The sequence below is a fragment of the Yeguia hominis genome (assembly GCF_014384705.1).
In the GTDB taxonomy this organism is placed as follows: Bacteria; Bacillota; Clostridia; order Oscillospirales; family Acutalibacteraceae; genus Yeguia; species Yeguia hominis.
The window spans coordinates 94560-107830 of record NZ_JACRSN010000005.1; the positions used below are offsets into that span (position 1 = coordinate 94560).

16 protein-coding genes are annotated in these 13271 nt (G+C 52.1%); 6 read left to right on the forward strand and 10 right to left on the reverse strand.

Going from position 1 to position 13271, the window contains the following annotated elements:
* Positions 1–6 precede the first annotated feature (6 nt).
* From IAG03_RS04665 to IAG03_RS04700, 8 genes are read right to left on the reverse strand one after another with little or no spacing between them, the layout of a single operon-like run.
* Entirely contained in the window at positions 7–600 is a 594-nt protein-coding gene (locus IAG03_RS04665; RefSeq protein WP_249318652.1) for an electron transport complex protein RnfA, read from the reverse strand.
* The gene (rsxE, locus tag IAG03_RS04670) at positions 597–1295 is read right to left on the reverse strand and encodes an electron transport complex subunit RsxE (RefSeq protein WP_249318653.1); all 699 of its coding nucleotides are present in this window, start codon (positions 1293–1295) and stop codon (positions 597–599) included. The genes IAG03_RS04665 and rsxE overlap by 4 nt, the downstream gene beginning before the upstream one ends.
* Before the next feature lies 1 nt (position 1296).
* Positions 1297–1848, reverse strand: a complete 552-nt coding sequence (locus IAG03_RS04675) for an RnfABCDGE type electron transport complex subunit G (protein ID WP_249318654.1) — start codon at positions 1846–1848, stop codon at positions 1297–1299.
* Positions 1838–2788, reverse strand: a complete 951-nt coding sequence (locus tag IAG03_RS04680) for an RnfABCDGE type electron transport complex subunit D (RefSeq protein WP_249318655.1) — start codon at positions 2786–2788, stop codon at positions 1838–1840. Before IAG03_RS04680 ends, IAG03_RS04675 begins: the two co-directional genes overlap by 11 nt.
* Before the next feature lie 10 nt (positions 2789–2798).
* A complete protein-coding gene (gene rsxC / locus IAG03_RS04685) occupies positions 2799–4148 on the reverse strand; it encodes an electron transport complex subunit RsxC (protein ID WP_249318656.1) in 1350 nt (449 codons plus the stop codon).
* 14 nt (positions 4149–4162) lie between these two features.
* A complete protein-coding gene (locus tag IAG03_RS04690) occupies positions 4163–4684 on the reverse strand; it encodes a Gx transporter family protein (protein ID WP_249318657.1) in 522 nt (173 codons plus the stop codon).
* A gap of 12 nt (positions 4685–4696) precedes the next feature.
* Complete coding sequence (locus tag IAG03_RS04695; protein WP_249318658.1) at positions 4697–5074, reverse strand: NusG domain II-containing protein; 378 nt, start codon at positions 5072–5074, stop codon at positions 4697–4699.
* 3 nt (positions 5075–5077) lie between these two features.
* The gene (locus tag IAG03_RS04700; RefSeq protein ID WP_249318659.1) at positions 5078–6148 is read right to left on the reverse strand and encodes an FAD:protein FMN transferase; all 1071 of its coding nucleotides are present in this window, start codon (positions 6146–6148) and stop codon (positions 5078–5080) included.
* A 243-nt stretch (positions 6149–6391) separates the two neighbouring features.
* On the opposite strand from IAG03_RS04700, the gene IAG03_RS04705 reads away from it, so the two are divergent.
* Positions 6392–7354, forward strand: a complete 963-nt coding sequence (locus tag IAG03_RS04705; RefSeq protein WP_249318660.1) for a carbohydrate kinase family protein — start codon at positions 6392–6394, stop codon at positions 7352–7354.
* Positions 7355–7505: 151 nt separating this feature from the next.
* Here IAG03_RS04705 and IAG03_RS04710 read toward each other — a convergent pair whose 3' ends face one another.
* Complete coding sequence (locus tag IAG03_RS04710; RefSeq protein ID WP_249318661.1) at positions 7506–8966, reverse strand: sensor histidine kinase; 1461 nt, start codon at positions 8964–8966, stop codon at positions 7506–7508.
* Positions 8956–9636 (reverse strand): response regulator, encoded by a 681-nt coding sequence (locus IAG03_RS04715; protein ID WP_249318662.1) that lies wholly within the window; start codon positions 9634–9636, stop codon positions 8956–8958. The genes IAG03_RS04710 and IAG03_RS04715 overlap by 11 nt, the downstream gene beginning before the upstream one ends.
* Positions 9637–9883: 247 nt before the next feature.
* On the opposite strand from IAG03_RS04715, the gene IAG03_RS04720 reads away from it, so the two are divergent.
* From IAG03_RS04720 to rplW, 5 genes are all read left to right on the forward strand, one after another.
* Positions 9884–10876 carry a Gfo/Idh/MocA family protein gene (locus IAG03_RS04720; RefSeq protein ID WP_249318664.1) on the forward strand — a complete coding sequence of 331 codons (993 nt, stop codon included), beginning with the start codon at positions 9884–9886 and terminating at the stop codon, positions 10874–10876.
* Between the two features lie 419 nt (positions 10877–11295).
* A complete protein-coding gene (rpsJ, locus tag IAG03_RS04725) occupies positions 11296–11607 on the forward strand; it encodes a 30S ribosomal protein S10 (protein WP_249318665.1) in 312 nt (103 codons plus the stop codon).
* 72 nt (positions 11608–11679) lie between these two features.
* The gene (rplC, locus tag IAG03_RS04730; protein ID WP_249318666.1) at positions 11680–12312 is read left to right on the forward strand and encodes a 50S ribosomal protein L3; all 633 of its coding nucleotides are present in this window, start codon (positions 11680–11682) and stop codon (positions 12310–12312) included.
* 18 nt (positions 12313–12330) lie between these two features.
* Positions 12331–12954, forward strand: coding sequence for a 50S ribosomal protein L4 (gene rplD, locus IAG03_RS04735; RefSeq protein ID WP_249318667.1), 624 nt, complete (start codon positions 12331–12333; stop codon positions 12952–12954).
* The gene (gene rplW, locus IAG03_RS04740; protein ID WP_249318668.1) at positions 12954–13244 is read left to right on the forward strand and encodes a 50S ribosomal protein L23; all 291 of its coding nucleotides are present in this window, start codon (positions 12954–12956) and stop codon (positions 13242–13244) included. The genes rplD and rplW overlap by 1 nt, the downstream gene beginning before the upstream one ends.
* The last annotated feature ends 27 nt before the right edge of the window (positions 13245–13271 follow it).

Genomic DNA, 13271 nt, shown 5'->3' on the forward strand with positions numbered 1-13271 from the left:
CCCTCCTTATACGATGCCTTGGAATCCGAGGAATGAAACCGCGACCAAGGAAGCTGCAATCAGTGTGATCGGCAGACCTTTGAGAAACGCGGGAACGTCATTCTTTTCAAACCGTTCCCGGATTCCTGCAAAAATGACCATCGCAACGAGAAAGCCGATGCCCGATCCGAATGCATTGACAAGGGATTGGAGATATCCAAAGGTAGGATCGGCAGACCCCTTCTCGATGACCAGCATGGTAACACCTAAAACGGCACAGTTTGTCGTGATCAGCGGCAGATAGATGCCGAGTGACTGATAGAGCGGCGGCATATATTTGCGCATGGCGGTTTCCAGCAGCTGTACCAGTGCGGCGATAACCAAAATAAAGACGATGGTTTGCAGATATTCGAGACGCAGCGGAACCAGCACATAAGTGTAAAGCGGCCAGGTAACCGCGGTGGAGATCACCATCACGACCGTAACGGCAAGGCTCATTCCAACTGCGGTATTGAGCTTTTTGGAAACTCCCAGGAAGGGGCAGATTCCCAAAAACTTGCTTAAAATATAGTTTTCTGTCAAAATTGCGGCGAGAAAGATGGATACAAGTCCTGGAATCATATCTCATCCTCCTTTTCACAAGACGCGTCCGGCTTGCCGGCCAGCTTGGAACAGTTTCCACACAGCGGACAAGCGTCACAGCCGCCGAGTTCAGCCTTTTTGCCGTCTCCGGCAAGCTTGTTGGCAATGGCAATCAGAATGCCAAAGACAAAGAATCCGCCCGGCGGAAGAATAAAGATCAAAATGGGATCCATAAATCGGGAGAGAATGGGGAAGCCAAAGAGAGAACCGGCTCCGAAAAATTCGCGGATAATCCCCATACAGAGCAGCGCAGCCGTAAATCCGACTCCCATGCCGAGACCGTCTAAAATCGAAGGGAGAAGACGGTTTTTGCTTGCGTACATTTCTGCACGTCCAAGGATAATGCAGTTGACGACAATGAGCGGCAGATAAATTCCCAGCGCCTTGTCGAGATCCGGAGAGAACGCCTTGATGAAAAGCTGCACAATCGTCACAAATCCTGCAATGATGGTGATGAACGCAGGAATTCGAACTTTGTCCGGAATAACCTTCCGCAGCGCAGAGATGACGGCATTGGAACAGACAAGGACAAAGGTCGTAGCGGCTCCCATTCCAATCGCGTTGCTTGCAGCGGTCGTTACGGCCAGCGTTGCACACACGCCGAGTACAAGCCGGAGCACCGGATTTTCTTTAATCAAACCTTTGGTAAATTCTTTCAAAAGCGGTTTCGCCATCTCATTCACCTCCCGAAATTGCCGAATACTGCGTGAGCGCTTCGTTTACAGCCTTTGTGACGGCGTTGCTGGAGATCGTCGCGCCGGTTACAGCGGAAATCTGTCCGTCTCCGGCAGTAGCGCCTTTGATAACCGAAAACCCGGATTGCGGCAGGGCCTGGTTGTACTGAGAAAGGAAGCTGTCCTTTTCTACATTAGCGCCGAGTCCGACGGTTTCGCTGTGAGAGAGGATCTTGACGCCGGTTACCGTGCCGTTTGAAGAAATACCGGTCATCACCTTGATGGTGCCGCCGTAGCCTTTGGCTTCGGTTACAAAAATATATCCGGCGGTTTCTCCGCTGTCTGTTTTGCCGATCACATACCCGTCTGTTTCCTCAAAGACTTCCGCCTGCGGCAGAACGACCTGGCGGGATTCCTCCTCTGCGAGAAGCTCCTGCTGTGCAATGCGGTTTTTTGTGAGCAGATTGGTGCCTGCAAGCGCAAGCGTGGTCAGTAAGCAGATGAGGAACAGAACCAGCGTCGGCCTGAGAACCTCTTTTCCATTAAGCTTCACGATGCGCACGCTCCTTTCCGAAAGGCTTCGGGCGGGTTGCTCGTTCGATCAGCGGAACCAGAATATTCATCAGGATAATCGAGTAGGAAACACCTTCCGGCAGAGCGCCGAAAATTCGAATCATCATGGTTAAGAATCCGCATCCGACTGCAAAAAGAATGCGTCCGTTCCGGGTGATGGGCGAGGTGGTATAATCGGTTGCCATGAAAATTGCGCCGAGAAGCAGTCCGCCGGTCAGAAGGTCCACGAGAACATTTCGTCCGGCAATCAGAGAAATCACAGCAGCGGTTCCGAGGTAACAAAGCGGAATGACCGGGCTGATAATCCGGCGTACGATGAGATAAATTCCGCCGATGATCAGTGCAAAGGCACAGGTTTCCCCGAGACAACCGCTGTGCGTCCCGATAAAGAGTTCCATCAGATCCGGGAGTGCCTCGCCGGAGCCTTCTTTTAAAATGCTCAGCGGCGTCGCGGTAGTCGTGGCGTCGGTCTGGCTGAGATAGGAAAACGCGCCGGTCCAAGTGGTCATTTTTGTGGGGAAAGAGTTCATCAGGATAATACGCGCGGTCAGCGCAGGATTGACAAAGTTCTGCCCGAGGCCGCCGAAAAGCTGTTTGACAACGACGATGGCGATAACTCCGCCAAACGCTGCTATCAGAAGGTTGATGGAAACCGGCAGGTTAAAAGCGAGCAAAATTCCGGTCACAATCGCGCTCAAATCCCCGATGGTATTGTCGCGCTTCATGATTTTTCGGGATATGTATTCACTCAATACACACGAGAGGACAGAGACGCCCAAAACCAGAAGCGTGCGCGGGCCAAAAATCACGACAGATGCGATGATGGCAGGAATCAGTGCAATGATGACGTTCAGCATAATGCGGCGGGTTGTGATTCCCTCTCGCAGGTGGGGCGAAGAAGAAACAATCAATTTATCCAAACGATACCACTCATCCTTTCTTTTTTGCTGCCGCAGCCTTCAAAAGGCCTTTTCCAAGACGAATGGCCTGCACCAGCCGCCGGCCTGCCGGACAGTTAAACGCACAGGTGCCGCATTCCATACAGACCATGGCGCCGTAGGCTTCCAGCCCTTCGAGGTCTTTCTGCTCTGCATATTTTTCGAGCATGGTCGGGACAAGATTCATCGGGCATCCGGCAACGCAGCGTCCGCACCGGATACAGGCGGTCGGCTTCGGCAGGACGGCATCCTTTTCTCCAAAAGCGAGGATGGCATTGTTTTGCTTTAAAACCGGAAGTTGATCGTCGGTAATGGCAAGCCCCATCATCGGGCCGCCCATGAGAAGTTTTTTCGGCGGAAGCGCATATCCGCCGCAAAAATCGATCAGATCGGAAATTCGTGTGCCAATCGGCACGATGACGTTTTTCGGGGAGGCAATTGCCGGCCCGCTTACCGTGATTCGTTTGGAAACAAGCGGCATGCCGGTTTTGAGATAATTTGCAAGGAATGCGACCGAAGTAATATTCATCACAAGGCACCCAACGTCTGCCGGAAGCTTCTCCGGCGGTACTTCGCGGTTTGTGCAGGATTTAATCAGCACTTTTTCGGCGCCCTGCGGATATTTCGATTTGAGCGGGAGAATCCGCACCTCGTTGTTTGGATCGTGATCGGTATTATCCGCGATTTTTTTCAAAGCCTCAATGACGTCCGGCTTGTTGTCTTCTACGGCAATGATAACGCGGTTGATATTGAGAATGCTTTTAAGCGCGTAGATGCCTTCCAGAACAGCGCGCGGACTTTCAATCGCTTCGCGGTGGTCAGAGGTGACATAAGGTTCACATTCCGCCGCGTTGATGATGATGGTGTCGATTTTCTTATTCGGCGGAATATTGAGCTTTACGTGCGCAGGAAACCCGGCGCCGCCGAGCCCGACAAGACCGGATTCCCGGATTGCAGCGGTGAATTCCGCCGTATTGCTGACAATGGGGGGCGTCAGATCCGGAGAGGATTCCATGAATCCGTCGGAGTCGATGACGATGGCGTCGCAGACCTGCCCGCCGGGCAGCATCACTTGCTGGATCGCCGAGACGGTGCCGGAGACGCTTGCATGAATCGGCGCACTGATAAAGGCGCTGCTGTCGCCGATTTTTTGTCCGCGATAGACGTGGTCCCCTTTTTTTACAAGCGGAGTACAGGGTGCGCCGGCATGCTGCTGCATGGGAATAACAACCTGTTTCGGCGCGGGCATCGTCACGGATGGAAGCCGGCTTGTGTTTTTGTGGTGTGGAACATTTGCACCGCCGTGAATTTTATACGGCTTGGAGGGAAATCCAGATTCCATGTTCTTTCCTCCTTTTATGAAAGTTTCTTGAGCAACGGCATCACAACCCGGAGCAGAACGCCGGTGACGGTGCCGGTCAGTAAGCTAAACAAAATTAAAACGGGCGTATACCAGAAAACAGCGGCCGAAGTCAGCGCCCAGGCTACCAAAAGCTGCGCGGCATTATGTGCCAGTGCGCCCAAAATACCGACGCCGATCATGCCGAATCGATCACGCCGGGAAACAGCCCACATGATAAGCGTGCTGCAAATGCCGCCGGCAAGACTCATCAGCATCGCGGTTATTCCGCGGAGCAGACCGGCAAACAGTCCTTTCATCACAGCAATACAAAGCGCGGGAAAAAGGCCGATACAGCCTGCAGCATACATGGTAGCAAGATTGGAGAGGCCAAGCTTTGCACCGGGCGGCAAAAACGGCATTGCGGGCAGCAGCGTTTCCAGTGCAGAGAGCACGAGCGCCAACGCGCCGAGCAGACCGTTGAGCGCAAGAAACGATGCGGAAAACGGGCTGGTTTTAGGAAGACGTCCGTTTGACAAAAGGCATTCCTCCTAACCGGTGATTGCGTCCTGGGTTTGGCTGCTTCCTTTTAAATAGACAGAAACCCGGGCAGGCAAACAGACTGCGGATTGCCCCGGCCTGGTCAGTTTTCCGGTCCGAACACAGGTTTGGTCTGGACATTCGGAAGAAAGAAAGGAAACCCCATCTGGCTCCAGCAGCAGGCGAATCTGAAAATCTCCATGAAGCGCAAGTGTTTCGGTGGCCTTCAGGGTGGATAAATCCACTTCCCGCACCAAATTGCCGTTTTGTTCAATTACGGCAGCGCAAGCGCTTTGTTTGGGCTTTATAAGTATTAATAATAACAAGAATACGGTAAAAAGTAAACTCAATAACAGAAAAAGGTCCGACTTCCGAAAAAGTGTCCGCATCGCTCATCTCTCTCCGATCAGGTGGTATCCTTCGGCGGTAAGCGTAAAGGCAAGCTCGCCAAAAAGCCGAACATCTCCGCTTTCTGTGACGAAAATCCCACTGGCCCCATAAGTCTCTAATAAATCACAGCCTGCGTCCACGCCGAGAATGAAGCAGGCAGTCGCAAGAAGATCGGAGTAAAGTCCGCTTTCATGCAGAACCGTCACAGAGACTAGTCCGCTTTTGGCCGGGTATCCGGTTTTGGGGTCCAGAAGATGATGATATGTGACGCCGTTCTGTGTGAAGGCTTTTTCGTAGCTGCCGGAGGTCGAAATGCAGAGCGATTCTGTTTTTCCAAGGGGGAGATCCAGTGTACCGAGCTGCGCGGAGAGATCTTCTCCGCGCGGATCCCGTACGGCAATGGTCCAGACGGTATGATCCGGCTTTTGCCCATAGAGGCCGATGCTTCCGCCGACAGAGACTACCGCGCCGGCTGCGTTTTGTTCGCGGTAGGCGGCAATCGCGTCGTCGCAGGCAGCGCCTTTTCCGGCAGCGCCAAGGTCAACGGCACTGCCGTTTATTTGCAAAAAAGCCTGATCCGACGACAGCGTCAGATTCTGGTAAGAAACGCAGGGCAGAAATTTGGAAATTTGGTCTGCGCTGGGGACGGCATGAACCTCTCCGTCAAAATTCCATAAAGAACTGACCGGAAGAATGGTGGGATCAAACGCGCCGCCGGACTGTTCGGCGACATCCAGTGCGGCTGCTAAAATAGAGCGCGTCCGGTCATGGATCGGAACCGCAGAAATTCCGGCCGCAGCATTGAGCTTCTGAATGTCGGAATCTTCCACACGCCACGAGATGAGCGCCTCTGTTTCGGCAGCCCGGGTTAGTGCGTCTGCAGCAGCAGCTTCGCCGTCTCGGCTGTAGATGGTCTGCTGCATATAAGACCCCATCACATAGCCGGTTGCAGTATATGTTTTTGAAAATGCGCCGCCGCGAATTACCAAAACGATTATCAGACAAAACAAAAAGACCACGGCCAGTACCGCAGTCCAAATTTTTGCACGTCGGACTGAAAAGTGTTTTTGCATGGAAATCCTCCGGAAAAATTACCCAATGAACCAGGGCGGATAAACAGGAAAATTTGCGATGTTGCCCTTTGCTGTTTCCATCATACCATAAAAAGCAAAAAACGAAAAGGCTGTACAGGGCATTTTACAAATTTGCAGAATTTCATTTTCGGGACTTCTTTTTTAGTGGGTTTTGTGTTACTATGAATATGCATACTGAAAAAAGAAATGTGCTCTATTCGGCACTTGAAGGAGGAGTAGCAGATGTATGATGTCGTAGCATTAGGGGAGCTTTTGATTGACTTTACCCCCAAAGGCGTCAGTGAAGCGGGAAATTCCATCCTGCACGCGATTCCGGGCGGTGCACCGGGAAATTTTCTGGCAGCTCTTACAGCCTGCGGAAAGAAAACGGCGTTTATCGGAAAAGTCGGAAAGGATACTTTCGGTACGCAGATTAAAAAGACGCTTTCCGACGCCGGTATGGACGTCAGCAGTGTGATTGAGGATGCGTCGGTGTTTACCACGCTGGCTTTTGTTACGCTGGATGAACACGGAGACCGCAATTTTTCCTTTGCACGCAAGCCGGGTGCGGATATGATGCTGACGCCGGAAGAACTGGATACGGAAAAACTGACGCATACGCGGGTTTTCCATTTTGGAACCATTTCTATGACCGATGATCCCGCGCGGAGCGCAACCAGATCCGCAATTGAAATTGCACGCAAATCCGGCGCCTGGATCAGCTTTGACCCCAACTACCGTCCGCCGCTCTGGAAACAGGAAGCGGATGCAGTCGAGCAGATGCGCTGGGGTGTCCAGCATGCCGATGTTGTAAAAATCAGCGAAGAAGAGCTGGAAATGCTCTATGACGGTTCGCTGGAGGACGGCGCCAAATGGCTGCTTTCCGATTGCGGCGTCAAGCTGGTGTTTTTGACCTGCGGAAAGAAGGGCTGCTATTACTGCAACCGGAATGTCTACGATTTTTCCCCGTCGTTCATTGAGCTGCCGACCATCGATACAAACGGAGCAGGCGATATTTTCGGCGGCACTGCGATGAGCAAGGTGCTGGACAGCGGCAAAAATCCGGAAGACCTAACTGCGGCAGAGCTTGCTGAAATCTGCGAGTTTGCCAATGCGATGGCCGGACTTTCTACAACAAAGAACGGTGCAATTCCGAGCATCCCGAAGCCGGAAGAAGCTTATGCGCTGATGCAGCAGAAAAACTGACCTGCGGAAAGGACGTCGATTCCTGTCCGAAAGCGATTATGTATGGGAATCTGCTTCCTTAAATAAAAAATTAGAACAAACAGAAAGACCGCCGATTCCTCGAAACCGTGGGGGCAGGCGGTCTTTTTTTCGTGAACAGAATCGCGGCGGTTTAGGTCTGGGCTGAAGCGTCCGGCGTTTCCGGCGGCAAGGGCTTCGGCTCAGATGGCGCACAAGGCAGCTCAAACCAGAAGTCGCTGCCTTTTCCGACTTCACTCTGCACGCCATAGGCTGCATTGTGCAGATCCAAAACGGCCTTTACAATAGAAAGCCCAAGGCCGGTTCCCATTCGCGCCGCTTCGCCGTTACGGTTGGCTTTATAGTAGCGATCCCAAATTTCTCCGAGCTGTTCCGGGGGAATGCCAGGTCCTTTATCGATAATTTCTACCCGGACGGCATGATCGTGCAGGCTTTGCCGGACCGTGATGCAGTGCCGTTCCCCACTGTGCGTGATGGCATTGTTAATCAGGTTATAGATAACCTGTGAAATTTTCAGAATGTCGGCTTCGACCATATAAGTTCCGTCAGATTCAAACTGAAAGTCGTAATCCGCCATTTTTTGATAGCGATTTACAATTTCCCGGAGGGTATCGGTCAGGCAGAAACGGGAAATGCTGAGTGTCTGCGTACCGGACTGCAGCTTTGAAAGATCCAGCATATCGTTGACAAGCCCGGTCAGATGTTTGGCTTCGTCAATAATAATCTGAATGTTTTCCGGCGTGTTTTCACCGGGAATATCCCGCATCACTTCGCTGTAACCGGAAATCATCGTCAGCGGCGTTCGCAGATCGTGTGAGACATTCGCAATCAGCTCTCGGCGCAGAGATTCGACTTTGCCGAGTTCCCGGGCGGTGTAGTTAAGCGTATGTGCAAGTTCAGAGATCTCCCGGTACCCAGATTCATCAAAAATGACATTGTAATTGCCGGTGCCCAGAATTTTTGCGGCGTCATTGATCCGCACAATCGGGCGGGTAATCCGGGAGGTTAAAAAGAATGCAAGCAAAGAAGAGAGCAGAAGCATCACGACGGTAATCCAGCAAAGCTGTACGCGCAAGGTGTTGACAGTGGCGTCGACGGGCGTCAGATTGGAATGAAGCAGAATCAGGCGCGGACTGCCGTCCTGTGTGGTCAGCGTTTTGGCAAGCACCATGTTTTCGGGCGAACTTTCCTGCGGGGCGCCATGGGTCATGGTGTTGTACTGCTGAAAAACCATTCCGCCGTTCTGCGCGGTTTCCGCATAAATGGCGGCGTATTGAATGGACCAGCCATTATGAATGACGCTGTTTGGAGAACATTTGGCGCTGGCCACGGTTTTTCCGTAGTCCGTCGTGATCAGAATATTGATCTGTTTTTGCGCAGAAAGCTCTTCCGCCAGCAGAGAGAGGTCCTCCTGGTCGATGGAGCCGGCAAGCTCTGTGGCTGCAGAGCGAATTTCCCGAATCTTGATGTTTCGGTAAAAGGCGCCGAGTAAAGAGGTCTGAAAGATCCAGAGCAGCGCCAGAATAATGACGGTAAACAGGGCAAAGCTTCCCAACACGCGCCACCGGATTCCAATTCGATTTTTATGCTTCAAAACGATACCCCACTCCTCGAAGTGTGACAATAAATTTACTGTATGGCCCAAGCCGCTTGCGCAGCAGTTTGATATGGGTGTCGAGCGTCCGGTCGTCTCCGTAGAAATCATATCCCCAGACGTTGGTGATGAGCTGTTCCCGTGTCAGGGCGATGTTGCGGTTAGAGGCCATGTAAAACAGCAGATCATATTCTTTCGGGGAAAGATCGACGCGCACGCCGTCGACTTCTACAATCCGGCCGGTGAAATCGATGGAAAGCCCTTCGTAATGCACGACGTTTCGCTGATCGGAATTTTGCTTTGCGTGCGTCCGCTTCATAATGGCGCTCACGCGCATCATCAGTTCCTTTGGGGAGAACGGCTTGACCACATAGTCGTCAATGCCGAGTTCAAATCCATGAATACGGTCGTATTCCTCTCCGCGTGCGGAAAGCATCAGGACCGGCGCGGAACAGACCTTGCGGATTTCTCGGACAGCAGAAAATCCGTCCAGTTCCGGCATCATGACATCCATGATAATCAGATCGAAATCGTGAGGCCGTGCACGGCAAAGTGTGACGGCCTCCATGCCGTTGGCAGCCTCCGTTACGGTATGGCCCTCGAAAACGGCATACTTTCGAATTAATGCACGGATTTTTTCTTCATCATCGACAACAAGCAGATGATACACAGAAATCCCTCCTTCAGCGTGTCCAATGTCTTTACCGTACGCCGGCTTTGTGAATGTTAGGTGACAAATACGAGTTTCCGGAAAGAGATCCCGGATGTTTTTTCTGCAATTTATTATACGATTTGCCGCAAAGCCCGTCAATGGCTGAAAAATACAGTGTACAAACCGGATTTTCATCTTGCGTTTGAAGAAAGAAACTGTATATAATGAAAAAAAGAACTTGTGTGCATAGAAAGGAGCAGAAACCATGCAGGATGGGAAATTAGGCGTCGCCATGATGGGGCCGGGACGGATTGTTCATCGGGTGATGCAGGACTTTCACAATGCAGAGAACTGCGCGCTGATCGGGATGGCCTCGCGCTCTCCGGAACGCGCCAAAGCAGCGCAGGCGGAATATCACGCAAAATACGCCATGAGTTATGAGGAAATGGTGGCGTGTCCCGAAGTGGATCTGGTTTATGTCGCAACACCGCATAACTTCCATATGGAGAACGCAATCTTTTGCATGGAACACGGAAAACATGTGCTGTGCGAAAAGACGTTTGCCATAACGGAAGCGGAAGCGCAGGCAATGGCGGATTGTGCAAAGGCAAACGGCGTGTTTCTGATGGAGGCCATGTGGACGCGGTTCTTTCCTGCAATGTATGATTTGCGCCGGCTGCTTTTAAAGGAAAAGGTGATCGGAGAAATTCGCCACGTGACGGCAAGTATGTCCTTTAAAAGTGCGGTCGGGCTGGAAGATCGGCTGTATGCAAGAAATTTGGCGGGCGGTGCGCTTTTGGATGTCGGCATTTATCCGATTTCTTTTTGTTCGATGCTGCTCGGATCGGAACCGGAGTCGGTGCAAAGCGTCTGTACGCTGGCGCCGACCGGCGTGGATGAGCACATTGCCGTGCAGCTCCAGTATTCCGGCGGCGCGACAGCGCAGCTGATGGGTGCGTTTGACTGCGCAAATCAGGATATGGCAATCGTTTTCGGGTCGGAAGGAAGCGTCGTAATTCCGGAATACTATCATCCTACGCACTTTACGGTGTACGGAAAGAAAACCGGTGTGAAAGAATACAGCTATGCGCCGGAGAATGAGGGGCATCATTATCAGTTTATGCATGCTGCCGATATGATCGGCGCCGGAATCTGCGACTCACCGGTTATGCCGCTTGCCGAAACGGTGCGCCTTGTGGGCCTGATGCAAAAAATTCGGTATCAAAACGGAATTTTTTATGCGGAAGACAACCGATAAAGAGAAAAATTTCGCCCTGTGGTTCTAGTCGAAAAAAGTCCGATAAAAAGCGGAAAAAATTCAAAAAAAACACTTGCAATATGCATGCCTTTGTGATAAGATAATTAGGCACGACTGCGACAGATATGCGATGAAGCGGGAGGTTGCGGCCCATCAGCGGCCGGTTTTTCCGTGGAGTATGTCCGATTTTAAACCGGGCGAAAATCTTTGGACGTGCAGAGAATGTGATATCCGCGCAACCCTTTTTGCGTGCGTGATCCGCTGTGTTTTCTGCTTGTCCGGACGTTTTTCAGGAACAAAACCCGGATGCGCTTGTCGGTAGACAAGCCTATCCGGATTTTTTATGCCGGATTAAGAAACACCCGGCACAGTGTTCCGTAAAAAACGCCGCCCGCCAACATTTTAAGGAGGCGATGAACGTGGCAGTCAAAGAAAAAATCAGGATAAGAATCAAAGGGTACGATCATCAGCTTGTCGACCGTTCCGCAGAGCGGATCGTTCAGACGGCAAAGCGCACAGGCGCAAGGGTTTCCGGTCCGGTGCCGCTGCCGACAGAGAAGCAGATCATCACCATTCTGCGCGCTGTTCATAAGTACAAAGACAGCCGTGAGCAGTTTGAGATGCGTACGCACAAGAGACTTATCGACATCCTCAGACCTTCCAACAAAACCGTAGAAGCGTTGATGGGTCTGGAACTCCCCGCCGGCGTAGAGATCGAAATCAAGCTCTGATTTTGTTCGCTTGCGGACGAGGTCATGTTGGCGTGAATGCGTCAACCAATAACCGAAACAGGAGGTAACACAATGCAAAAAGGTATTATTGGCAAGAAAATCGGCATGACGCAGATTTTCAACGAGAACGGGAAAGTCGTTCCCGTAACAGTCGTAGAAGCCGGCCCCTGCGCAGTAACGCAGAAGAAAACGGTGGAAAACGACGGCTACGCAGCAATTCAAATCGGTTACGGCGATTTGAAGGCGCACAAGGTAACCAAGCCGCTGAAAGGTCATTTTGACAAAGCGGACGTTGCGCCGAAGAGAACACTGCGTGAACTGAGAGTGGAAAACATCGACAGCTACAATGTGGGCGACCTCATTAAGGCGGACGTCTTCGCAAACGGCGACAAGGTAGACGTCACCGGCGTGAGCAAAGGTAAGGGTTATGCCGGCGTGATCAAGCGCTGGAACTTTGGCCGCCTGAAGGAAACGCACGGTACCGGCCCGGTTGGCCGTCACGGCGGTTCCAACGGTGCGTGCTCCAGCCCTTCCCGTGTATTTAAGGGCCTCAAAATGGCTGGGCACCTCGGCGCGGAGAAAGTGACCGTACAGAATCTGACGGTTGTCAAGATTGACGCTGAAAACAACCTGATCGCCATCAAAGGCGCGATTCCGGGTCCGAACGGCGGCATCGTCGTCATCCGCGACAGTGTGAAAGCATAAGGAGAGGAGGAACTTAGAATGCCTGAAATTGCAGTATTGGATATAAACGGCCAGGAAGTTGAGAAAATGAACCTCAGCGACGCCGTATTCGGCATTGAGCCGAATGTCTCCGTCATGCACGATTTGGTAAAGAATTATCTTGCGAACCAGCGTCAGGGCACACAGTCCGCGCTGACAAGAAGCGAAGTTTCCGGCGGCGGCAAAAAGCCGTGGAGACAGAAGGGCACAGGACGTGCTCGCCAGGGCTCCACACGCGCTCCGCAGTGGACGCACGGCGGCATCGCATTTGCGCCGAAGCCCCGTTGTTACCGCTACACGGTAAACCGCAAGGTTCGCCGTCTCGCGATGAAGTCCGCGTTCTCTTCCAAGGTTCGCGACAACGAGATGATCGTGCTGGATTCCCTCAGCATGGATGAGTATAAAACAAAGAAGATCGCCGCGATGCTCAAAGCAGTTGGCTCTGAGAAAAAGGCGCTGATCGTACTCTCCGAAAACGACAAGAAGGTCATCGCTTCTGCGGGCAACATCCCCGGCGTGAAGACTGCGCTTGTCAACACCCTGAACGTCTACGATATCCTCAACGCCGACAAATTCATCGTCGTGAAGGATGCTGTGGCGAAGATCGAGGAGGTGTATGCATAATGGCAGCACAGGATATCATCATCCGCCCCATCATTACTGAAAAATCCATGGCCGGCATCGGCGCGAAGAAATATACGTTTGAGGTTGCCAAGGATGCGACAAAGATTGATATCGCCCATGCGGTGGAAGCGCTCTTTGACGTAAAGGTTCAGAAGGTCAATACCATGCACGTCCGCGGACATCTTCGCCGCCAGGGAAGAAGCCAGGGCTACACAAGAAGCTGGAAGAAAGCGATTGTGACGCTTGCGGAAAGCAGCAAGGCGATCCCGTTCTTCGAGGGCATGATCTAATTCCGTAATCCAGTAAGAGGAGTGTGA